Source organism: Streptomyces sp. NRRL F-5755 (assembly GCF_001279365.1).
Lineage (GTDB): Bacteria > Actinomycetota > Actinomycetes > Streptomycetales > Streptomycetaceae > Streptomyces > Streptomyces rimosus.
In genome coordinates, this window is sequence record NZ_LGCW01000038.1 from 1 (window position 1) to 22,560 (window position 22,560).

Consider the following 22,560-nt stretch of genomic DNA (forward strand, 5'->3'; position numbering starts at 1 on the left):
CTCGTCGGGTCGGCGGGTCGGTTCGGGCTGACTGGGCTGTTCGCTGTGCTGGCTCATGGCTCGAAGATCCCGCGAACCACCGCACCGCCGCGACCCCTGTGGATAACTCCGGGTGACGGAAGTTGTCCACAGGATCGGGCGGCGGTTCGCGCGTTGTCAGTGGCATCGGGTTGCATGGGGGCATGAGCAACGAAGACCTGCGTGCCGCGGCCGATGCCGTCCTCTCCCGCCTCGTCGGCGACCCCGGCGGCACGGCGCGGCTGCGCGAGGACCAGTGGCGGGCGATCGAAGCGCTGGTCGCCGAGCACCGCCGCGCGCTGGTGGTGCAGCGCACGGGCTGGGGCAAGTCGGCGGTCTACTTCGTCGCGACCGCGCTGCTGCGTCAGCGCGGCGCCGGACCGACCGTGATCGTCTCCCCGCTGCTCGCGCTGATGCGCAACCAGGTCGAGGCGGCCGCCCGCGCCGGGATCCACGCGCGCACGATCAACTCGTCCAACACCGAGGACTGGGACACCATCCAGGCCGAGGTGGCGGCGGGCGAGGTCGACGTGCTGCTCGTCAGCCCCGAGCGGCTGAACAACCCCGACTTCCGCGACCAGGTGCTCCCCAAGCTGGCCGCGGCCACCGGTCTGCTCGTGGTCGACGAGGCGCACTGCATCTCCGACTGGGGCCACGACTTCCGGCCCGACTACCGGCGGCTGCGCACGATGCTCGCCGACCTCCCGCCCGGCGTGCCCGTGCTCGCCACGACGGCGACGGCCAACGCGCGGGTCACGGCCGACGTTGCCGAGCAGCTCGGTACGGGCGAGGGCGCAGCCGAAGCCCTCGTCCTGCGCGGCCCGCTGGACCGGGAGAGCCTGAGCCTGGGCGTTCTTCCGCTGCCGGACGCCGCGCACCGGCTGGCCTGGCTGGCCGACCATCTGCACGAGCTGCCGGGCTCGGGGATCATCTACACGCTCACGGTCGCCGCGGCCGAGGAGGTCACCGCCTTCCTGCGGCAGCGCGGCCACACGGTCTCCTCGTACACCGGCAAGACCGAGAACGCGGATCGTCAGCAGGCCGAGGACGACCTGCTCGGCAACCGCGTCAAGGCGCTGGTCGCCACCTCCGCGCTCGGCATGGGCTTCGACAAGCCCGACCTCGGGTTCGTGGTGCACCTCGGCTCGCCGTCCTCCCCCATCGCGTACTACCAGCAGGTCGGGCGTGCCGGCCGCGGTGTCGAGCACGCCGAGGTGCTGCTGCTCCCCGGCCGTGAGGACGAGGCGATCTGGAAGTACTTCGCGTCCCTGGCCTTCCCGCCCGAGGAGCAGGTGCGCCGGACCCTGGACGTCCTGGCGGGCGCGGACCGGCCGCTGTCGCTGCCGGCGCTGGAGCCGCTGGTCGAGCTGCGCCGTTCGCGCCTGGAGACCATGCTGAAGGTGCTCGACGTGGACGGCGCGGTGCACCGGGTCAAGGGCGGCTGGACCGCCACCGGCCGCCCGTGGACGTACGACGCCGAGCGTTACGCCTGGGTGGCGCGGCAGCGCGAGGCCGAGCAGCAGGCCATGCGGGACTACGCCACGACGACCGGCTGCCGGATGGAATTCCTGCGGCGGCAGCTCGACGACGAGGCCGCGACGCCGTGCGGTCGCTGCGACAACTGCGCGGGCGCGCGCTTCACCACCGAGGTGTCCACCGCGTCGCTGGACGCGGCGCGCGGCGAGCTGGGGCGGCCGGGCGTGGAGGTGGAGCCGCGGCGCATGTGGCCGACCGGCCTGCCCGCCATCGGCGTCGATCTCAAGGGGCGTATTCCGGCGGGCGAGCAGGCGGCCACCGGGCGTGCGCTGGGCCGGCTCTCCGACATCGGCTGGGGCAACCGGCTGCGTCCGATGCTCGCCGCGCAGGCTCCGGACGGACCGATTCCGGACGATGTCGCGTCCGCGGTCGTCACGGTCCTCGCGGACTGGGCGAAGGGCCCAGGCGGCTGGGCGTCGGGGGCGCCGGACGCCCCGGCGCGTCCCGTGGGCGTGGTGGCCCTCGATTCCCGTACCCGCCCTGAGCTGGTCCGTTCCCTGGGAGAGCGCATCGCCGCCGTCGGGCGGATGCCGTTCCTGGGGACGGTGACATACGCGGACCACGATGCGGATCCCCGGATTCCGCGCAGCAACAGCGCCCAGCGACTGCGGGCGCTGCACGGCTCGTTGAGCGTGCCGCCGGAATTGGCGCAGTCCCTGGCCTCGGCCAACGGGCCGGTGCTGCTGGTGGACGACTACGCGGACACCGGATGGACCTTGGCCGTGGCCGCGCGGCTGCTGCGCAAGGCGGGCGCCGCCGAGGTGTTTCCGCTGGTCCTTGCCGTGCAGGGATGAGGTGATGGGGGTGGTCGGGCGTCAGGGGCCGGTGCGGCGGGCAGGAATACCACAAGCGCGGTGCCCGATTCCGGCTGTGCGCGCGTCCGCTTCATTGCCGCATGCCTGTACGAACGCGAGAATTGGCCCCGCTTCCCCGTACCGGCCGTCCGCGGCCGGGTACGGCGGTACCGAGCCGTGCCCGCGCGGCCGGCCGCCGTCCGGCGCGTGGACGCGTAGACGAAGGGAGGACCGTGACCTTCGGCTTCGCCCAGCCCCCGGACGTGTCGCTGCCCACCTCAGCCGATTCCGCCGCCCGGCTCAGCCGCATGCTGGAGCCCTCCGAGTGGGCGTCGGCCGGGATCCCCCTGCTGCGCAATCCGCGGGAGATCGTCACCGGCCTGCACGACCGCCATCTGCCGGGGCTCTCGACGGCTGTCGTGGCGGTGCTCGGCCCGGAGGAACGGATCACCGCCAGCGCGTCGTTCGTCCAGCACGCCTCGGCCCCGGACGGCTGGGAGTTCCGCAACGCGCTCCTGGCCCAGCTGCGCCGGGTCGTCCCGCACGACCTGCGGCTGCGGGTGCCGGTCCGTACGGCCGTACTGCTCTACTGCCGTGAGGGCGAGCCCTGTTGGACGGAGACGGACGGCGCCTGGATGTGGGGGCTGCGCGACGCGTGCACCCTGCACGGCCTGCGCTGCGGCGCCTACATCACGCTGACGCGCAGCGGCTGGCAGGTGCTGGGCGAAGGGCGCGGAGGCCGGCGCCCGCGCTCGGCCGCGCGTACCGAGCGCCTTGGGGGTACGGAACACCCGCCGCACCGGCACGTACCGGAACAGCCCGGTCCGGACGAGCGGCGAGAAGCCTCGGGACCGGTTCGGCAGCCCGGGACCGCACCGTTTCGACGGGACGCGTCCGGGCCTGGCCGAGGGGACGGGCCCGTACCGGCTCAGGGAGACGCGTACGGGCAGGCCGAGAGCGCCGGGCAGCCGGAGGCGTCCGAACTCCTCGGCAGATCGCGGCGGCCCGTGCCGTCGCCACCGTCCGGGGCACCGGAGCGATGCGCTCCGGTGGAGCGGTCCCCCGCCATGGACCGGACGCGTACGGCCGCACCGCAGCCGTATCCCACGCAGTCGCGGCCCCTTTCGGAGCAGCCGTGCGGCGACGGCCGACCGGCATCACACCGTGGCGCGGGCGGCGCGGCGGACTCCCGGCGGCGCACCGCGGCCCGTTGACCGCGCGCACGCGGCGCGAGACGCCCGGCCGGCCCAGGGCCGCCGGGCTCCCCCCGTCCGTGCTTTTCAGGCGCTGACGCCCAGGAGGGCGTTGATGCGCTGCGGGTCGCCGCAGACGACCAGGAGCGCACCGGCCCGGGCCATCGCGGCGGGCAGGGCACGGGCGATGGTCTCCTCCGCGCCGCCGTTCACCGCGACGACCACGACAGGGCGCCCGGTCGCGCGCTCGGCGGCGGCGTCCGCGTAGAACACGTCGTCCGCGGCGTCGTGCTGCGCCCAGTAGGACGCCTCGCCGAAGGACAGCTCGTGTGCGGCCCAGGGGTGCATCTCGCCGGTGGTGAGCACCAGGATCTCGCCCGGCGCACGCCCGGAGTCCAGCAGCAGGTCGACGGCCTCCTCGGCGGCGTCGAGCGCGCCGGACTGCGGGGCCGGGATCAGCTGGAGCTGCGCTCCGGAAGCGGCGTCGGCGGGACCTGCGGTCGCGGCGGGCTGCTTGGGCCCCGTGCGCTGCGCCGGAGGGGCGCCGGCCGGTCCACGGGACGGCGCGGCGGGTCCGGGCTTGCCGGGGCGGGCGCTGGCCGCGGGGGCGCCGCGCGGAGGCGCGGGGCGGGGACCGGGGCCAGGAACAGGACGGGGGGTCGACGCGGTGCGGCCGGCGGCCGGAGTTGCGCGGGGACCCGGGACACTCTCGTGAATCTGAGGCTCCTCGGGGATGAGAGGCATAAAAGGATGTCTATCAAACGTAGGTGCGGAACACGTCATCGGGTACCGAATTCATGCCCGCACCGCTCAGAAGTCGAAGCCGAGTTGGCCACCGGCCTCCAGAGCGGCTGCTTCGGGGGTGCTGCGCACCTTCTTCAGGTGCCGCCAGCGGGGCAGGGCGTCCATGTAGGACCACGACACCCGGTGGTGGCATGTGGGGCCGTACTCCTCCAGGGCCGCGCGGTGCGCGGGCGACGGGTAGCCGGCGTTCTCCGCGAAGGCGAAGTCGGCGTGCACGTCGGCCAGTTCACCCATCATCGCGTCGCGACGGACCTTGGCGAGCACGGAGGCCGCGGCCACCGCGATGCAGGACTGGTCGCCCTTGATGACCGTACGGACCTTCCAGGGGCCGCCCAGGTAGTCGTGCTTGCCGTCGAGGATCACCGCGTCCGGACGGACCGGCAGCGCCTCCAGGGCGCGTACGGCCGCGAGCCGCAGCGCCGCGGTCATACCCAGGTCGTCGATCTCCTCCGGAAAGGCGTGCCCCAGGGCGTGCGCCGTGACCCAGCCGTCGAGCACCTCGGCGAGTTCGGCACGTCGCTTGGGTGTCAGCAGCTTGGAATCGGTGAGTCCGGCCGGCGGGCGGCGCAGTCCGGTGACGGCTGCGCAGACGCTGACCGGACCGGCCCAGGCGCCGCGCCCGACTTCGTCCACCCCAGCGATGATCTTTGCACCCGTGGTGGCGCGAAGCGATCGCTCGACGGTGTGGGTTGGGGGCTCGTACGGCATGGCGCCAGCAAGCGTACGCCTAGTCGCGGCGGGCGTGCGCACCGGGTACCGCCTGAATGTGGTGCTGTGGGGGGGGGGAGGGATGCCGGAGAGATCCAGGGCGGTGATCCGGAGGGCCCGTGGTCGCGGGTGGGGTGGGGCGGTCGGCCGTGGGCGGGGTCGCGGACTGTGCTTTTGCGTGTGCGGGGTGCGACAGCGCGAGGGCTGGGGGTGGTCTCCGGCTTCTGAAGGCGTCGGCGCACTTTCAGGCGTGTACCGGCATTCACAGGCGTGTCACCGGCATCCGGGAGTCATCGCAGCGCTCGTACGCGCCGGCCCTCCGCACTAGATCAACTGGAGGCGCGGAGAGCCTGCTTGGTCACCTCGCCCGGGGCGGATACGGGCTGTTCCTCGCCGTAAGCGCCCCGGCCTCGGCTCTTCCGGTTGCCCGGCTGCTACCGTCTGTGGCCCGTCAGCCGGAGAGGTCCGGCATCCAGCTCGGAAGCGCTTCCGTACGGTCCAGCCAGTCCTGGGGCGGCGTGGCGCCGCCGGCGGTGACGATTCCGCCGACGATGGCGCAGGTGGTGTCCACGTCGCCGCCCGCCTGAGCGGTGGCCCAGAAAGCCTGCTCGAAGTCGCCGAGGTGGCGGGCGGCGGCCCACAGTGTGAAGGGGACGGTGTCGTGGGCGCTGGTCCGGCGCCCGCAGCCCAGGACCGCGGCGACCGTGCCCGCGTCGGCGTAGTCGAGCATGTCCCGGGCACGCCGCAGGCCGGCCTGCACGGCGCTGCGCGGGATCAGCTCCAGTACGCCGTCCAGCAGCGCTTCGGGGCCGGTCGTACGGTCGGGGGCGGCGGCCAGGGCGGCCGCTGCGGCCACCGCCATCGCTCCGACCACCGCTTCCCGGTGCTGGTGGGTGGTGTAGGCCGAGATCTCGGCCTGGTGCGTCGCCTGCTCGGGGTCGTCCGCGTACCAGGCGCCGAGGGGCGCGATACGCATGGCCGCGCCGTTGCCCCAGGAGCCCTGCCCGTTGAAGAGCGCCGAGGCCAGCTCGCGCCAGTCGCCGCCCTCCCTGATCAGCCGGAGCATGCGGTTGACCGCCGGGCCGTAGCCGCGGTCGAAGTCGTGGTGATCGGCGAAGGAGCGGGCCAGCGCGTCCTGGTCGATGCGCCCGTGGGCCGAGAGCACGGCCACGACCGAGCAGGCCATCTCCGTGTCGTCGGTCCACTGCCACGGTGACGGCGGCAGCTCACGGCGCTTGAGGTGGGGGTAGTTGGCGGGAACGAAGAACTGGGAGCCGAGGGCATCGCCCAGGGAAAGTCCGCGCAGGCTCGTAAGGGCCCGCTCGAAGCGGTCTGCGTCACGGTGGTCGGCGCTCATCGGTGTGCACTCTAACCGGTGATGCCGTACGACTCCGGTTCACACCAGCGTTCGAACGGCCGGTCCAGTGCGTAGCGGCCGTCCGGGCCCAGGAGGAGCGAGCGCCACTCCGCGTTGCCCGGGTTGGTCAGGGACTCGAACTCCGCCACGGTCCAGTGGAACCACCGCATGCAGAAGAGCCGCATGGTCAGACCGTGCGTGACGATCAAGACGTTCGGCGGGTGGTCCGGGTGCTCGAAGCTGCGCCACAGGCTCTCCAGGAACGCGCCGACGCGGTCGTACACATCGGCGCCGGACTCGCCCTGCGCGAAGCGGTAGAAGAAGTGGCCGTAGGCGTCGCGGTACACCTTCTGCAGGCGTACGTCCTCGCGGTCCTGCCAGTTCCCCCAGTCCTGCTCGCGCAGCCGCGGCTCCTCGCGGACCCGGACCCGGTCCATGTCGAGCCCGAGCGCCTGGAAGGTCTGGTGCGTGCGGCGGTACGGCGACACATACGCGGAGATCCGCTCGTCACCGAACATCGCCCGCAACGATTCCCCGGCCTCTTCGGCCTGCCGCAGCCCGTTCTTCGTCAGGCTCAGCGCGTGATCGGGCTCCCGCTCGTAGACCGTGTCGTCGGTGTTCCCCTCCGATTCTCCGTGGCGGATGAGGATGATGCGTCGGGGCCGTGCCATGCCGCCACCCTAAAACGGTTGCTCTGTACATGCCTCATGCCCCGACCGGAGCTGCCGTCGGCACGTGGGCACGCCCCAGCGATCACCTATCACTCCAGCCGACGCCCCGGCCAGGGTCGCCCCCGTCCCAACAGCCGCCCGCGCTACAGCCCGGCCTCACTCCAGCTCCGTCACTCCCGCCCCTCCACCACCCGCCCAGACCGCACCTCGCAGCGTCGGCCGTCGAAACGGCGGGCGAGCAGTCGGTCGTGTGAGACGACGACCAGAGCGCCGGGCCAGGCGGCGAGTGCGGTGTCCAGTTCTTCGACGAGGGGGAGCGAGAGGTGGTTGGCCGGCTCGTCCAGGAGCAGGAGGTCGGCGGGGCGGGCCAGCAGGCGGGCCAGGGCCAGTCGGCGTCGCTGGCCCGCCGAGAGGGAGCCCACCGGTACCTGGAGATCGCTCTCGCGGAACAGACCGAACGAGAGCAGAAGTTCGGTGAGCTCCTCCGAGTCTCCGGGCAGGCCCCGGCCGAAGGCCGACAGCAGCCGTTCCTGCGGTCGGGACACCGGTATCTCCTGGGCCAGGTAGCCGATGTGTCCACGGCGCACGACCGTGCCCGCGTCGGGCTGCTGCACGCCTGCCATGAGCCGTAGCAGCGTGCTCTTGCCTGCTCCGTTGGCGCCGTGGATCAGCAGCCGCTCTCCCGCGGCGACGGAGAGCGCGTCCACGGCCAGGCGGTCCCCCACCCGTATGCCGCTCAGCTCGATGAGCGTGCCCTCGGTGTCACCGGCGGTCGGCCCGGCGTGAAAGCGGAGTGGCTCCGGCGGTCGAGGGACCGGGGTGGCGTGGAGCCGCCGCAGTCGTTCCTGTGCGTTGCGCACCCGGCCGGCCACCGATGCCTGGACCCGCCCTCCGGCGCGGTCGTACGCCATTTTGTTGTTGTCCTTGATGGACCGCCCTTGGGCGACACTGCGGGCGGCACCGTCTGCGAATTCGGTGAGCCGCCGGGTCTCGGCGCACCATTGCTCGTACTCCTGCTCCCAGCGCCGGCGGGCCGCGGCCTTGGCGGCGACGAAGGTGCCGTACCCGCCGCCGTACCGGACGACGGCCTTGCGGTCGGCGTCCACCTCTACGATCGTCTCGGCCACGCGCTGCAGGAAGAGGCGGTCGTGCGACACCGCGAGGACCGTGCCGCGGTGGGCCATCAGCGCGGACTCCAGCCAGTCCAGCGCCTCCGCGTCGAGGTGGTTGGTCGGTTCGTCGAGCAGCATCACCTCGGGTGACGCGGCTATCAGGCAGGCGATGCCCAGTCTTGCCTGCTCCCCGCCGGACAGGCTGCCGAACGGGCGGTCCCGCTCCACGTGCCCCAGGCCCACGCCGTACAGCGCCTTGTCGACACGGACATCTGCTTCGTACCCTCCGCGGAGTTCGTAGACGCCGAGCAGTCGACCGTATTCCTCCAGGTCTTCCGGTCTTCCATCGCCGAGCTGCGCCTCCAGCGCACGCAGTCGGCGCTCGATCTCGCGCAGCTCCGCGAGCGCGGCGTCCACCGCCTGCTGGACCGTGCAGTCGCCCGGCAGGTCGGGGACCTGGCCGAGGTGACCGATGCCTCCATCGGCGGTGAGGACCATCCGGCCTTCGTCCGGCCGCTCCAGCCCCGCGACGAGGCGCAGCAGCGTCGACTTGCCGGCGCCGTTCTCCCCCACGATCCCGACCCGGTCACCGGGGCGTATCGAGAGGGAGACGCCGTCCAGCAGGAGCCGGTCACCGTAGGACTTGGACACCTCGTGGAGCGAAATCTGTGTGGTCATGAGCACCCCCGACTCCGCGGCACCACACCGCGGCCTCAAACGCTACGCTTGTTGCGTTACGTCGATAATGGCACACGCCGCCGCACTAATGCAACGGGAGTAGCAGTTGTCCGAGGAAAACGCACCGGAGGCCCCCGCACCGAGCCCCGGCACCCGCCGTCCGGGCGGGCGCACCGCCCGCACTCGCGCCGCCGTCCGCGATGCCGTGCTGGCGGGCCTGACCGAACACGGCTATCCCGGTCTGACCGTCGAATACGTCGCGGAGCACTCGGGCGTGCACAAGACCACGCTCTATCGCCGGTGGGGCGACCTCGAAGGGCTGCTGGCCGACACTCTCGACCTGGCCGGCGAGGACACCTGGACGCCGCCCGACACCGGGTCCCTCGCGGGCGATCTGCGCGCGCTCGCCCGCGAAGTGGTGGATGCGTTCACCGATCCGGTCACCGCGGCCTCCGGATCCGCGATCATCGCGGCCGCGTTCCAGTCGCAGCGGGCCGCGGACGCGCTGCACGCCTACTACGCGGAACGTTTCTGCCGCTGCGAGCCCATGATCCAGCGCGCCGTCGAGCGCGGCGAGCTACCGGCCCAAGAGGACGGCATCGACGCCGGAGCGCTCGCGCGGGCCGCGTGCGCCCCGCTCTTCCTGCGACTCTTCATCACGCGCGAGCCGGTAGACGCGCACACCGCCGACCAGAGCGCCGCAGCGGCCCTCGCAGCCGCACAGGCCGGAGTGTTCACCCCAGCGGGCGCCGGGGCGGCAGCCGGGACCAGCACGCCCACCCCTCCCAGGTAACAGCGCAGGAACCAGCGGAATACGGGCCGGTGCCGCCCAGCCACACCGCACGGCCGCCCGGCCCCCCACCGCATGGCGCGACCCTCAACCGGCGGGCGGCACCAACGGACGCCCCCATCCCGGTTCACCACAGCCGCCCCACGGCAGCCGACCCACCTGATCTCACCCGCTCACCACAACAAGGCACCCGCGGCGCCCTCACACCGTCCAAGACGGCTCAAGATCCGCCACATCCCCCGTCACAGCCCGCACATCGGCCTCCGTCTGCGCCCGGAACCCCAGCCGCTCGACGCGCTCCGGGCGGTACTTCCCCCGTTCGGCCGCCGACTCCCACATCGACAGGATCAGGAACTCCTCCCCCGGCGCGCGCCCCATCAGGCCGCGCAGCATGCCCGGGGAGCCGGCCATGGCCGGATTCCACACCTTCTCCTGCATCAGCATGAAGTGCTCGACCCGGTCGGCACGCACCTGGCAGTGCGCTATGCGCAGGACGTCGGCGTCCGCGAAGACGGGCCGGAAGCCCACCTTCACGTCGAGTTCGTACTCGAACAGGCGCACCCGGGAGTCCTTGAACGTGCCCACCTGCGCCGCCGCCAGCCGGTCGTGCGAGCGCGCCATGAAGGAGTCGTAGAACGCCCGGCTCTCCCAGAAGGCCACCAGATGCGCGACCGACGGACGCGTCCTGCTCCATCCGCCGCCCTGGCCCCGGAATCCCGGTTCGCCGAGCAGCCCCGCCCATTTCCGCTGCCCCCGTTCGAACCCCCGGCGGTCCACGACCGTGCATCTAATCCACTTGACCAGCACCGCGCCATCGTACGGCCCGGGCAGGCCCGGCATCACCGCGCGTCACGCACCCTCCACACCGAACTTCCCTACGGGCGCGGGTCGATCGGGGTGAACACTCCGCACCGCCGTTCGACCGCTTCGGCCGCTTCCAGGCACAGGTCCTCCCGGTAGGCGCGCCCGATGAGCTGCACGCCGTACGGGAGCCCCCGCGCGACCCCGGTCGGTACGGCCACCGCCGGTACGCCCACGAAACTGGTGGCCGTACACAGGCGCATGGCCCGCTGGACGCGCGCGTGCGACTCCCGGTCCCGGATCTCCAGGTCCGGCTCGAAGGGCGGCTCGGTGAAGACCGGGGCCAGCACCAACGGGTATGTGTCCAGGAATTCGGCCCATGCCCTTTGGATGCCGAGTCGCGCGCTCGTCAGCCGCAGGTAGGCGGGCACGTCCGGGGGTACGGCGTCCTGGCCCTCCATCGACATCTCGATGTAGCGGTGTCCACCCTCGCCCAGGAGGTTCCGCATCACCGGCCAGGTGGGGGCGAATTCGGCCATGGTCATACGGCCGTACACCTCCAGCGCTTCGTCCAGGCGCGGCACGTCCGGAACCTCGCACACCTGGTGCCCCGCGTCGCGCAGCGCATCCGCCGCATCCTCGACGGCCTTGCGCACCAGGGGGTGCACTCCCTTGCCACCCGGGTCGGTGACCATCGCGATCTTCAGGGGCCGCGGTACGGGCTCGCCATACAGGGGAGCCGGTACGGCCCGCGGGTCACGGGGGTCGGTGCCCGCCAGCGCCTCGTACACGAGACGGAGGTCGCCGACCGTACGGGCCAGCGGTCCGTCGACCACCAGCACCTGACCGGCCAGCGCCGGATCGTCGGCGCCGAGACGGTGGTCGGCGGGGAAGCGCCCATACGTGGGCTTCAGGCCCGCCACGCCGCAGAAGGACGCGGGGATGCGCACCGACCCGCCGGAGTCGTTGCCGAGCCCGATCGCGGCCATCCCGCTGGCCACCGCAGCGCCGTCGCCCCCACTGGTGCCGCCCGGCGTCACCTCCGGCGACCAGGGGTTGCGGGTGTCGCCGTACAGCTCGCTGCGGGTGTGGACGCCCGCGAGGACGAGGGTGGGCATGTTGCTGTGCCCGATCGGGACGGCACCGGCGGCGCGCAACCGCGCCACCGGGGGCGCATCGGAGTGCGCGATGTTGTGACGGAAGCGCTCGGCACCGTATGTGGTCGGCGCGCCCTCCACGGCGGTGGTCTCCTTGACCGTGAAGGGCACTCCGGCGAGCGGCCCCGGGTCCTGGCCCGCGGCACGCCGCCGGTCCACCTCGGCCGCGTCCGCACGCGCCCGGTCGGCGAAGAGCTGGGTGACGGCGTTGACGGCCGGATTGACCTCGGCGATGCGCTCCAGGTGGCGTTCCACCAGTTCCACGGCGGTCACCTCGCCGCTCCGGACGGCCGCCGCCTGGGCTCCGGCGGACATCTTCCACAGTGCCTGCTCCGCTTCCACCACTTGCTCCTTCACCCTCGTTCCCCTTCGCCTTCGCTGCACCCGGGCATCCGGATCGCTCCGCTCCCGATGGACGAGCGCGGACACGCGGCGTCGCCCCACACCCGTTCCGATGCAAGCGCATCACATCGTACCCTTGTCACGATACGCACGCATCGCCATACCGGGAGCGCCCCATGCCCAAGCAGGTGGACCACGAGAGCCGCCGCCGGCAGATCGCCGACGCCGTCTGTCACCTCGCCGACGAGCACGGCCTGGAGGGCGTCACCCTGCGGGACGTGGCGGCGCGCGCCGAGGTGTCCATGGGGGCGGTCCAGCGGTGCTTCCGCACCAAGGAGGAGATGCTGGTCTTCGCGCTCGGCCACATCGGGGCGCGCATCTCGGCACGGGTGGCGGCGCGGCTCGCCGAGTCGCCGGCGCAGTCGGCCCGTACCGCGCTGGGGCACGCGACCACCGAGATCTCCCTGCTGCGTCCCGAACACCGCGCCGAAGCCCGTGTCTGGCTCGCCTTCGTCGCACAGGCCGCGGTCAGCCCGCCGCTCGCCGAGATCCTGCGGGGCAACTACACCAACCTGTACGGCCTGTTCACGCGCCTGATCACCGAGGCCACCGGGAGCCCGCACGCGGAGCGTGAGGCGCGTACCCTGCTCGCCCTCACCGACGGCCTGACGACCCACGTCCTGATCGGCCACCTCTCCCCCGACACGGCGCTGGACACCCTGGACAGCCATCTGACGCGCCTCTGGGGCGACGAAACCGCCTGACCGCCGGCCCGCCCCGGGGCTAATCTGCGGATCATGGACGCCCTCTATCCGCGCCTCCTGGTGGAGAACTTCGAAAACGCCGCCCGCTTCTGGGAAGGCGCCCTGCGCGACCTCCTGGGCATCGAGCCCGTCAAGGTCCTCCCGCAGGCCGGGTACGCCAATTGGGACCTCGACGGGCAGGCCGTTCTGGTCCTCTTCTCGCGTGAGGCCATGGCACGGGCGGTCGGTACGGACGCGCTGCCGCCCCGTCCCGCGGCCCAGGACACGTCCATGCTGGTGCTGCGCGTTCCCGTGGTGGACGACGCGGCCCGGCGGCTCGCCGCCCACGGCGCCGACATCGTGGCGGCCCCTCAGGACCGCCCCGACTGGGGGCCGAATCTCCGTACCGCCCATCTGCGTGTCCCCGACGGGACGTTGGTGGAACTCCAGTCGTACTGATTACGTCGGAGTGGCAGTACGCGTACCAGTCCTGCCGACCGGGACGGCGTCGCCCCGACCCCGGGGCAGGGCTTGCGGAGCGTGACACGATGGTGGTCCGCCTTGCACAGCCCGTGAGTTGCAACACCGGAAGGGATCTCTGTGAGCAGTCTCAACAAAGGGATCGGCAAAGTCGAAGTGACCCTCAAGTGGGACCCCAGCCCCGCGGGCACTTCAGCGCATGACCTGGACCTCATCGCCGCGACCTACACGAAGGACGCCCCGCACGGTGCACCGGACTACCTGGTGCACTTCGACAGCCGTTCCCCCGACGGCACCATCACCCTCAGCAGGGACAGCCGGACCGGACTGGGTCTCGGCACCGACGAGGCGATGGTGCTGGAACTGAACCGGCTGGCCGAGCGGTACGGGCGGGTCGTGGTCGGGGTGGCCATTCAGCAGCGCGGCGGACGCAAGACGTTCGGCGACATCGCGAACACCACGGTCCGTGTCAACGAGGGATACGACGAATTGGCCGTGGACGACTTCTCGGCGGTCGCCGGCGCGACCGCGGCGGTGATAGCGGAATTCGACCGCGACGCGTCGGGAGAATGGCGGTTCCACCCGAATGTACGGGGCTTCGACGCCGATCCGGAAACCTTCGTGACCGTCATGGGCAGCTGACGGTGTAACAGGGAGGGGGAAACGTCGTAGAAGCATTCCCGGTGCGATGTTTCCCCGCCCCCGCAAAGGGAGGAGGCGGGGCCGGCATGCCGGCCCCGCCTCCTTTCAGCTTTTCGTTCCGCGCTTATTCAGCGCCGAAGATCAGCTGCAACCGCTGGTCGAACCGCAGCCCTCGCACAGGTAGCAGCTGCCCGCGCGCTGCATCTTCGTGCCGCAGGAGAAGCACAGCGGAGCGTCGGCGTTGATGCCGAGCTGCATCTCCACCAGTTCCGCGTTGGTGTGCGCCTGCTTGGGGGCCGGGGCCGCGGTCTCCTTGACGATCTCGGCCGTCGAGGCGGGGGCCTCCTTCACCGACTCCTGGCGCGGGGCCGACTGGGCCAGGCCCTCGACGTCCAGCTCGTCGTCGGTGGGCTCGTACGAACCGGTCTCCAGGTGGCGCTGGCGCTCCTCGACGGAGTGGATGCCCAGTGCCGAGCGGGTCTCGAAGGGCAGGAAGTCCAGCGCCAGGCGGCGGAAGATGTAGTCGACGATCGACTGCGCCATCCGCACGTCCGGGTCGTCGGTCATGCCGGCCGGCTCGAAGCGCATGTTGGTGAACTTCGAGACGTACGTCTCCAGCGGCACGCCGTACTGGAGACCCACCGAGACGGCGATGGAGAAGGCGTCCATCATGCCCGCGAGGGTCGAACCCTGCTTGGACATCTTCAGGAAGACCTCGCCCAGACCGTCGTCCGGGTAGGAGTTGGCGGTCATGTAGCCCTCGGCGCCGCCCACCGTGAAGGAGGTGGTGATGCCGGGACGGCCCTTGGGCAGGCGCTTGCGGACCGGGCGGTACTCGACGACCTTCTCGGCCGGCTTCTCCTCGGCCTTCTTCTCCTCCTCCTTCTTCTTGGCGGAGAGCGGCTGGCCGACCTTGCAGTTGTCGCGGTAGATCGCCAGGGCCTTCAGGCCGAGCTTCCAGCCCTCGAAGTAGACCTCCTCGACCTCCTCGACGGTGGCCGACTCGGGGAGGTTGACGGTCTTGGAGATCGCGCCGGACAGGAACGGCTGGGCCGCCGCCATCATCCGTACGTGGCCCATGGCCGAGATGGAGCGCTCGCCCATGGCGCAGTCGAAGACCTCGTAGTGGGCCGGGTCCAGACCGGGGGCGTCGATCACGTTGCCGTTCTCGGCGATGTGGGCGACGATCGCCTCGACCTGCTCCGGCTGGTAGCCGAGCCGCTTGAGCGCCTTGGGGACCGTGTTGTTCACGATCTGCATGGAGCCGCCGCCGACCAGCTTCTTGAACTTGACCAGGGCCAGGTCCGGCTCGACGCCCGTGGTGTCGCAGTCCATCATCAGGCCGATGGTGCCGGTGGGGGCCAGCACGGAAGCCTGCGCGTTGCGGAAGCCGTTCTTGTCGCCGAGGCGGATGACGTCCTGCCACGCCTCGGTGGCCGCGGCCCAGACCGGGGTGTCCAGGTCGTCCATGCGCTTGGCGGCGCCGTTGGCGTCCGAGTGCTGCTTCATGACGCGCTTGTGGGCGTCGGCGTTGCGGGCGTAGCCGTCGTATGGGCCGACGACCGCGGCCAGCTCGGCGGAGCGCTTGTAGGAGGTGCCGGTCATCAGGGAGGTGATGGCTCCGGCGAGGGCGCGGCCGCCGTCCGAGTCGTACGCGTGGCCGGTGGCCATCAGCAGGGCGCCGAGGTTGGCGTAGCCGATGCCCAGCTGGCGGAAGGCGCGGGTGGTCTCACCGATCTTCTCGGTCGGGAAGTCCGCGAAGCAGATGGAGATGTCCATCGCGGTGATGACCAGCTCGACGACCTTGGCGAAGCGCTCGGCGTCGAACGACTGGTTGCCCTTGTCGTCGTCGCGCAGGAACTTCATCAGGTTCAGCGACGCCAGGTTGCACGAGGAGTTGTCCAGGTGCATGTACTCGCTGCACGGGTTCGAGGCGGTGATCCGGCCCGACTCCGGCGAGGTGTGCCAGTGGTTGATGGTGTCGTCGTACTGGATGCCGGGGTCGGCGCACGCCCAGGCGGCCTCCGCCATCTTGCGGAACAGCGCCTTGGCGTCGACCTCCTCGATGACCTCGCCGTTCAGCCGGCCGCGCAGGCCGAACTTGGAGCCGGTCTCGACGGCCTTCATGAACTCGTCGTTGACGCGGACCGAGTTGTTGGCGTTCTGGTACTGGACGGACGTGATGTCGTCGCCGCCCAGGTCCATGTCGAAGCCCGCGTCGCGCAGCGCGCGGACCTTCTCCTCCTCCTTCACCTTGGTGTCGATGAAGGCTTCGACGTCCGGGTGGTCCACGTCCAGGACGACCATCTTGGCGGCGCGGCGGGTGGCGCCGCCCGACTTGATCGTTCCGGCGGACGCGTCGGCGCCGCGCATGAAGGAGACCGGACCCGAGGCGTTGCCGCCGGAGGACAGCAGTTCCTTGGAGGAGCGGATGCGGGAGAGGTTCAGGCCGGCGCCGGAGCCGCCCTTGAAGATCATCCCCTCTTCCTTGTACCAGTCCAGGATCGAGTCCATGGAATCGTCGACGGAGAGGATGAAGCACGCGCTGACCTGCTGCGGCTGCTTCGTGCCGACGTTGAACCACACCGGGGAGTTGAAGCTGAAGACCTGGTGGAGCAGCGCGTACGCCAGCTCGTGCTCGAAGATCTCGGCGTCCGCGGGGGAGGCGAAGTAGCCGTTGTCCTCGCCGGCCTTCGTGTAGGTCTTCACGACCCGGTCGATGAGCTGCTTGAGGCTCGACTCCCGGGTGTCGGAGCCCACCGCGCCGCGGAAGTACTTGCTCGTGACGATGTTGACCGCGTTCACCGACCAGAACTCGGGGAACTCGACGCCACGCTGCTCGAAGTTGACCGAGCCGTCGCGCCAGTTGGTCATGACGACGTCACGGCGCTCCCACGTCACCTCGTCGTACGGATGCACGCCGGGGGTGGTGTGGATGCGCTCGATACGCAGACCCTTGCTCGCCTTGCTGCCCTTGGCGCGGGAGCCTCGTGCCGGGCCGCTCGTCGTCTCTGTCATTCCGCCTCCCTGTACGGGCAAACGCCCATATGTGCGCACTTTCTTCCCGTGGCACGGTGTGTTCTGTCTGGAACCAGGGCGCCTGCACGTTGCCCTGGTCAGGTCTGTGATGCGCCGATCTCAGTCGGCGGCGGTGGCGGGCACCGGGACCGCCGGCTGCCCGGCGCCCCCTTCGCACCCGTGCTCCCGCGCGGGCGGCTGCTGCTCGCGCTGCTCCCGCAGCTCGGCGATGGCCGCCTCGAAGTCCTCCAGCGAGTCGAAGGCCCGGTAGACGCTCGCGAAGCGCAGATACGCGACGAGGTCGAGCTCCTGAAGCGGGCCCAGTATGGCCAGCCCCACGTCGTGGGTGGACAGCTCGGCGCTGCCGGTGGCGCGCACCGCTTCCTCGACCCGCTGTCCCAGCTTGGCGAGGGCGTCCTCGGTGACCGGCCGGCCCTGGCACGCCTTGCGCACGCCGGCGATGACCTTGTTGCGGCTGAAGGGTTCGGTGACCCCGCTCCGCTTGATCACCATCAGTGACGCGGTCTCGATGGTCGTGAAGCGGCGGGAGCAGTCCGGGCACTGGCGGCGTCGGCGGATCGAGGTGCCGTCGTCGGTGGTGCGGCTGTCGACCACCCGGCTGTCGGGGTGCCTGCAGAAGGGGCAATGCATGAATTCACCCTCCTCACCCTCGAAAATTACGGTCGCACGCCCATGGTCCCGGCGTACGGCTGATGACCTCCGGTGGCCCTCACGGGCCCCTCGGAGCAGCCCCAAGCATAGGCGATCCCCGGAGCCCCGACAGACACCGGCACCACAACTTGTAGGCGGTTGTAGTCATCAAAGCACTAGATGTGGTGTCCGGAGGTCATCGACACCCCAGGCGTGTCGCGGTGGGGCGGAACCTCGGCGGCCGCTCGCGGGACCGCCGTCGAGCGTACGGGACGCGACCCGGGGACGGCCGGGGCGGGGCGGGGATGACAGAATCGGGCAGGTCGCGGCGTCCGTCCGCACTCCGCGGGACGGTACGTGCGCCCGGCTACGCGCTCGGGGCGAAGACTACCGGAATGACCCGAATTGCCTTTCGGCTATACACCTAAGCCCGTGATCAGGTCAGCTAATCCTGAAATTTTCACTCGAACGTGTGTTTGGCGCAACCTTTCGAAAGCAACTACCGTTGGCTAACTAGGGAGCACATTCCGAGAGGGGCCGACGTGACCACCACCGCAGACAGCGCCACCATCACCGCCCAGAGCCACTCCCAGAGCCGATTCGAGCCGACCCGGAAACCGCCGATGGACGACGCAATGAACCCCGAGGGGCAGAAGCCGGCCCGCTCACTGCCCGGCCGTCCTCCAGGCATCCGCGCCGACAGTTCGGGACTCACCGACCGACAGCGCAGGGTCATCGAAGTCATCCGGGATTCCGTCCAGCGCCGCGGCTATCCGCCGTCCATGCGCGAGATCGGTCAGGCGGTCGGGCTGTCCAGCACCTCGTCCGTCGCCCATCAGCTCATGGCACTGGAGCGCAAGGGCTTCCTGCGCCGCGACCCGCACCGCCCCAGGGCGTACGAGGTCCGCGGCTCCGACCAGCCCAGCAACGCCCCCACCGACACCACGGGCAAGCCCGCGGCGTCCTACGTCCCGCTCGTCGGCCGGATCGCCGCCGGCGGCCCCATCCTCGCCGAGGAGTCCGTCGAGGACGTCTTCCCGCTGCCCCGGCAGCTGGTCGGCGACGGCGAGCTCTTCGTGCTGAAGGTCGTCGGTGACTCCATGGTGGAGGCCGCGATCTGCGACGGCGACTGGGTCACGGTGCGTCGCCAGCCGGTCGCGGAGAACGGCGACATCGTGGCCGCCATGCTGGACGGCGAGGCGACGGTCAAGCGCTTCAAGCGCGAGGACGGCCACGTCTGGCTGCTGCCGCACAACGCCGCCTACCAGCCCATCCCCGGTGACGAGGCCACGATCCTCGGCAAGGTGGTGGCGGTGCTGCGGCGCGTCTGACCCACCCCACGACCGAACCCCGGGACCACTGCGCCGGTCCCGGGGTTTGGGCTGTCCTGGGGCCGTTACGCCCCCTCCGCCGCCTTGGCGGCCGCGTCGATGGCAGCCAGCGAGCGGCGGACCTGGTTGCGGTCGGTGGTGTACCAGAACTCGGGCATGGACTTGCGCAGGAATGAGCCGTAGCGGGCACGCTCCACGCGGGGGTCCAGGACGGCGACGACTCCGCGGTCGCCCGTGGCCCGTACGAGGCGGCCCGCTCCCTGGGCCATCAGCAGGGCGGCGTGGGTCGCCGCGACCGCCATGAAGCCGTTGCCGCCGGCTTCCTCCACGGCCTTCTGGCGGGCGCTCATCAGGGGGTCGTCGGGGCGCGGGAACGGCACCCGGTCCATGACCACCAGCTGGCAGTTCGGGCCCGGCACATCGACGCCCTGCCACAGCGACAGCGTCCCGAACAGGCATGTACGGGCGTCCGCCGCGAAGGTGCGGATCAGCTCGCCGAGGGTCTCCTCACCCTGGAGGAGGATCGGCATGTCCAGGCGCCCCCGCAGGTTCTCGGCGGCGGCCTGGGCCGCGCGCATGGAGGAGAACAGGCCGAGGGTACGGCCGCCCGCGGCCTCGATCAGTTCGGCCAGCTCGTCGAGCATGTCCGTACGGCTGCCCTCGCGGCCGGGCTGGGCGAGGTGCTTGGCCACATACAGGATGCCCTGCTTGCCGTAGTCGAACGGGGAGCCGACGTCCAGGCCCTTCCACTGCGGGACGTCCTCGCCTTCCGTGCCCTCCGGAGCGAGGCCGAGGGAGGCGCCGACGCCGTTGAAGTCCCCGCCCAGCTTCAGGGTGGCGGACGTGAGGACGACGGAGCGGTCCGCGAACAGCTTCTCGCGCAGCAGGCCGGAGACGGACAGCGGCGCCACGCGCAGGGAGGCGCCGAAGCGGTCGTGGCGCTCGTACCAGACGACGTCGTACTCGGAGCCGTTGGCGATGCGCTCGGCGACCGCGTGGACGTTCTCCACGGAGGCGAGGGCCTGCTTGCGGACGGCGTCCTCGTCCTGGACGGACTTGTCCCGGGTCGTGCCGAGGGCGGAGATCACCGTACGCGCGGCGTCACGCAGCGCCATCAGGCAGTAGCCGAGGTCCTCGGGGATCTCTTCGAGGCGGCCGGGCAGGGCCAGCTCCATCAGCCGCTCGAAGGTCTCCGAGGCGGTCTGGAGCTGGTCGGCGGCCTTCTCGTTGACCAGTTTGGCCGCGCGCTTGACGGCCCGGTTGACCTGGCCGGGAGTGAGCTCCCCAGTGGCCACGCCGGTGACGCGGGAGACCAGCTCGTGGGCCTCGTCGACGATCAGTACGTCGTGCTGGGGCAGCACCGGGGCGCCCTCGATGGCGTCGATGGCCAGCAGGGCGTGATTGGTGACGATCACATCGGCGAGCTTGGCGCGCTCGCGGGCCGCCTCGGCGAAGCACTCCGCGCCGTACGCGCACTTCGAGGCGCCCAGGCACTCCCGGGAGGAGACCGAGACCTGGCCCCAGGCGCGGTCCGAGACGCCGGGCGTCAGATCGTCGCGGTCGCCGGTCTCGGTCTCGTCCGCCCAGTCGCGCAGGCGCAGCAGGTCCTTGCCCAGCTTGCTGGTGGGCGTCGCGTGCTCGAAGGGGTCGAAGAGGCCCTCCTCCTCTTCCTGCGGCACCCCCTCGTGCAGGCGGTGGAGGCAGACGTAATTGGAGCGGCCCTTGAGCATGGCGAACTGCGGGCGGCGGCGCAGCTGCGGATGCAGGGCCTCGACCGTGCGCGGAAGATCGCGCTCGACCAGCTGGCGCTGGAGCGCGAGGGTGGCCGTGGCCACCACCACGCGGTCGCCGTGGGCCAGCGCCGGCACCAGATAGCCGAGCGACTTTCCGGTGCCGGTGCCGGCCTGTACCAGCAGGTGGGAATGGTCTTCCACTGCTTCGGCGACGGCTTCGGCCATGGCGATCTGGCCGGGGCGCTCGGTGCCGCCGACAGCGGTGACGGCGGCGTGCAGCAGGTCGGGGAGGGAGGGCTTCGTCATAGCGCTGCCACCCTACGCGGGCCCACTGACAATCTGCTCGGTCACGGGTGGTGCAGGGGGTTGGGCACGGTGCCGTGCACGGCGGCGTGCGGGCGCTGCGCGCGGTCGCGGTATCCGTCGAGGTGGAGCCGGTTGCGGTTCAGGCACAGCCGGGCGATGCGGGGGGTGAGCAGATCGAAGGTCTCGTGGCGTTTCTTCAGGTGCGGGAAGCGTCCCTGATGGCGCCCGATCTCCGCCCGTACGAGGGACCAGAACTCGGTTTCCGGCACCGCGAGTTGCTGCTCGCACAGAGGCGCCAGATAGCGGAAGACCCCCACGAAGAGCCCGGAATGGATGAACTGGGTGAGGAAGTCGGGCGGTTCGGTGAGCAGCACCGCGCGCACGTCCGCGGGCATCGTCGCATGCTCGGGCAGCGGTTCGGCGCTGGTGTTGACGTCGTCCACGAAGTCCTTGACCGCGAGGCGGGTGGGGATGTCGTGCTGGTCGAAGACGACGATGGCGTTCTCGCCGTGCGGGGAGAAGACCGTGCCGTACTGGTAGAGGAAGTGCAGCAGCGGCGGCAGCAGGGCGGTGAAGAGGTGGCGCAGCCAGACGCGGGGGGCCAGGCCGGAGCGGCGCACCAGCTCCGCCGTTAAGGCGCGCCCGTGCGGGTCGGTCTGCAGCAGCGCGGCCAGGGTGCGGGCCCGCTCCCCCGGGTCCAGGTGACGGCTGACCGGCTCGCGCCAGATGCAGCCCAGCAGTTCCTTGTACTGGTACGGAACGCCGGGCAGCCGGTCGTACAGGGGGTGTTCGACGGTGACGGACGCGGTCTCGCCGAGCAGGATCACCCGGGTCTCGTCGCGCAGGTACGGGTCGGCGTCGCGCAGTCCCTGGACCCAGGCGGTGACAGCGGGGGCGGCGATGGTGCGCTCGGTCGGCAGGCCGCGCCAGACCAGGGTGTTGAGGACGGAAAGCGGCAGCTTGACCGTGCGGGCCCGGGGGCGGCTGGTGTTGAGGAAGGTGCGGATGGACTGCTGCGGCAGGCGCAGGTCGTTGTCAGTGGTGAGTGGGACGATGGATTTGTCGGCGAGTTGGGGGGCGAAGAGGGGCGCGATGGTCTCGTCCCACTGCCAGGGGTGGACGGGGAGGTAGAGGTAGTCGGCGGGGTCGAGGCCCTGGGCGGAGAGGGTGCCGGCGAAGGCGGCGCGGATTTCGGGGGTGAGTTCATCGGCGTAGAGACGATCGGGCGTGGCCAGGGCGGGGACGCCCCGGTAGACGGCCAGCCGGCGGTGTGCGGCGATCCAGGGCAGCCGCTGCGGGGTGCGGGCCTCGGGTGACCAGAGGGCGGCGTCGGCCGCCGAGAAACCCAGCCGGCCCTTGTTGGCGACGAGCCAGGGGTGGCCGGTCTGGTGGCCTTCGAGAGCGGCGTAGTCGAGGTCGGCGAGCTGCGCGGCGCTCAGGGCCGTGGCGTCGAGGCGGGTGTCGGCGGCGAGGGTGGCGGTCAGCTCGCGGATGAGGTGGCCGGTGGTGTCGCCGGACAGGCCCAGGACGGTGTCGTGGGCGTGGAAGAGGAAGTGAAGGGGGTCGCCCGTGGGGGTGATGGAGTCGGGATCGACGCGCCAGTGCCCGTACGCACCGCGCCAGGCCCGGAAGCGGTAGGTGACGTCGTCGGTGAGGCGCAGGCGGTAGGCGCGGGAACCGTCGGGGGTGTGGGGG

Annotated in this window: 17 protein-coding genes and 1 pseudogene; 7 read left to right on the forward strand and 11 right to left on the reverse strand. The window is 71.3% G+C overall.

Annotated features, from left to right (window positions below):
* Window positions 1–182: 182 nt before the first annotated feature.
* Window positions 183–2,348: a RecQ family ATP-dependent DNA helicase gene (locus ADK86_RS06840; RefSeq protein WP_053695774.1), complete on the forward strand. Its 2,166-nt coding sequence runs from the start codon at window positions 183–185 to the stop codon at window positions 2,346–2,348.
* A 233-nt stretch (window positions 2,349–2,581) separates the two neighbouring features.
* Window positions 2,582–3,145 (forward strand): annotated as a pseudogene (locus tag ADK86_RS44280) (hypothetical protein); the annotation flags it as partial.
* 483 nt (window positions 3,146–3,628) lie between these two features.
* On the opposite strand, the gene ADK86_RS06850 reads toward ADK86_RS44280, so the two are convergent.
* The 5 genes from ADK86_RS06850 to abc-f form a co-directional block, all read right to left on the reverse strand.
* Window positions 3,629–4,285 (reverse strand): hypothetical protein, encoded by a 657-nt coding sequence (locus tag ADK86_RS06850; protein ID WP_030603652.1) that lies wholly within the window; start codon window positions 4,283–4,285, stop codon window positions 3,629–3,631.
* Window positions 4,286–4,351: 66 nt separating this feature from the next.
* Window positions 4,352–5,053 carry a ribonuclease HII gene (locus tag ADK86_RS06855; protein ID WP_053695775.1) on the reverse strand — a complete coding sequence of 234 codons (702 nt, stop codon included), beginning with the start codon at window positions 5,051–5,053 and terminating at the stop codon, window positions 4,352–4,354.
* A 451-nt stretch (window positions 5,054–5,504) separates the two neighbouring features.
* Window positions 5,505–6,410, reverse strand: coding sequence for an ADP-ribosylglycohydrolase family protein (locus ADK86_RS06860; protein WP_053695776.1), 906 nt, complete (start codon window positions 6,408–6,410; stop codon window positions 5,505–5,507).
* Window positions 6,411–6,421: 11 nt separating this feature from the next.
* Complete coding sequence (locus ADK86_RS06865; protein ID WP_053695777.1) at window positions 6,422–7,081, reverse strand: histidine phosphatase family protein; 660 nt, start codon at window positions 7,079–7,081, stop codon at window positions 6,422–6,424.
* A gap of 170 nt (window positions 7,082–7,251) precedes the next feature.
* A complete protein-coding gene (abc-f, locus tag ADK86_RS06870) occupies window positions 7,252–8,871 on the reverse strand; it encodes a ribosomal protection-like ABC-F family protein (RefSeq protein WP_053695784.1) in 1,620 nt (539 codons plus the stop codon).
* Between the two features lie 106 nt (window positions 8,872–8,977).
* Here abc-f and ADK86_RS06875 point away from each other — a divergent pair, with 106 nt between their 5' ends.
* Window positions 8,978–9,664 (forward strand): TetR/AcrR family transcriptional regulator, encoded by a 687-nt coding sequence (locus ADK86_RS06875; RefSeq protein WP_053695778.1) that lies wholly within the window; start codon window positions 8,978–8,980, stop codon window positions 9,662–9,664.
* A 198-nt stretch (window positions 9,665–9,862) separates the two neighbouring features.
* On the opposite strand, the gene ADK86_RS06880 is transcribed toward ADK86_RS06875, so the two are convergent.
* Together ADK86_RS06880 and ADK86_RS06885 are read right to left on the reverse strand one after the other, a co-directional pair.
* Window positions 9,863–10,468 (reverse strand): YdbC family protein, encoded by a 606-nt coding sequence (locus ADK86_RS06880; protein WP_030679403.1) that lies wholly within the window; start codon window positions 10,466–10,468, stop codon window positions 9,863–9,865.
* A 68-nt stretch (window positions 10,469–10,536) separates the two neighbouring features.
* The gene (locus tag ADK86_RS06885) at window positions 10,537–11,976 is read right to left on the reverse strand and encodes an amidase (RefSeq protein WP_078951881.1); all 1,440 of its coding nucleotides are present in this window, start codon (window positions 11,974–11,976) and stop codon (window positions 10,537–10,539) included.
* Between the two features lie 161 nt (window positions 11,977–12,137).
* On the opposite strand from ADK86_RS06885, the gene ADK86_RS06890 reads away from it, so the two are divergent.
* The 3 genes from ADK86_RS06890 (at window position 12,138) to ADK86_RS06900 (ending at window position 13,826) form a co-directional block, all read left to right on the forward strand.
* Window positions 12,138–12,725 carry a TetR/AcrR family transcriptional regulator gene (locus ADK86_RS06890; RefSeq protein ID WP_053695779.1) on the forward strand — a complete coding sequence of 196 codons (588 nt, stop codon included), beginning with the start codon at window positions 12,138–12,140 and terminating at the stop codon, window positions 12,723–12,725.
* A 33-nt stretch (window positions 12,726–12,758) separates the two neighbouring features.
* Window positions 12,759–13,163, forward strand: coding sequence for a VOC family protein (locus tag ADK86_RS06895; protein ID WP_053695780.1), 405 nt, complete (start codon window positions 12,759–12,761; stop codon window positions 13,161–13,163).
* Between the two features lie 141 nt (window positions 13,164–13,304).
* Complete coding sequence (locus ADK86_RS06900; RefSeq protein WP_053695781.1) at window positions 13,305–13,826, forward strand: TerD family protein; 522 nt, start codon at window positions 13,305–13,307, stop codon at window positions 13,824–13,826.
* 141 nt (window positions 13,827–13,967) lie between these two features.
* Here ADK86_RS06900 and ADK86_RS06905 read toward each other — a convergent pair whose 3' ends face one another.
* Complete coding sequence (locus tag ADK86_RS06905; protein WP_053695782.1) at window positions 13,968–16,844, reverse strand: vitamin B12-dependent ribonucleotide reductase; 2,877 nt, start codon at window positions 16,842–16,844, stop codon at window positions 13,968–13,970.
* A 120-nt stretch (window positions 16,845–16,964) separates the two neighbouring features.
* On the reverse strand, window positions 16,965–17,495 hold the full coding sequence (nrdR, locus tag ADK86_RS06910; RefSeq protein ID WP_030376248.1) for a transcriptional regulator NrdR: 531 nt from the start codon (window positions 17,493–17,495) through the stop codon (window positions 16,965–16,967).
* Between the two features lie 542 nt (window positions 17,496–18,037).
* Between nrdR and lexA the strand changes: the two genes are divergently transcribed.
* Entirely contained in the window at window positions 18,038–18,826 is a 789-nt protein-coding gene (gene lexA / locus ADK86_RS06915; protein WP_003983937.1) for a transcriptional repressor LexA, read from the forward strand.
* Between the two features lie 65 nt (window positions 18,827–18,891).
* Here the strand turns inward: lexA and ADK86_RS06920 are convergent, their stop codons facing one another.
* Together ADK86_RS06920 and ADK86_RS06925 are read right to left on the reverse strand one after the other, a co-directional pair.
* Window positions 18,892–20,865, reverse strand: coding sequence for an ATP-dependent DNA helicase (locus tag ADK86_RS06920; protein WP_030603685.1), 1,974 nt, complete (start codon window positions 20,863–20,865; stop codon window positions 18,892–18,894).
* A gap of 41 nt (window positions 20,866–20,906) precedes the next feature.
* The coding region (locus ADK86_RS06925; protein WP_053695783.1) for an IucA/IucC family protein at window positions 20,907–22,560 on the reverse strand (1,654 nt) is incomplete at its 5' end.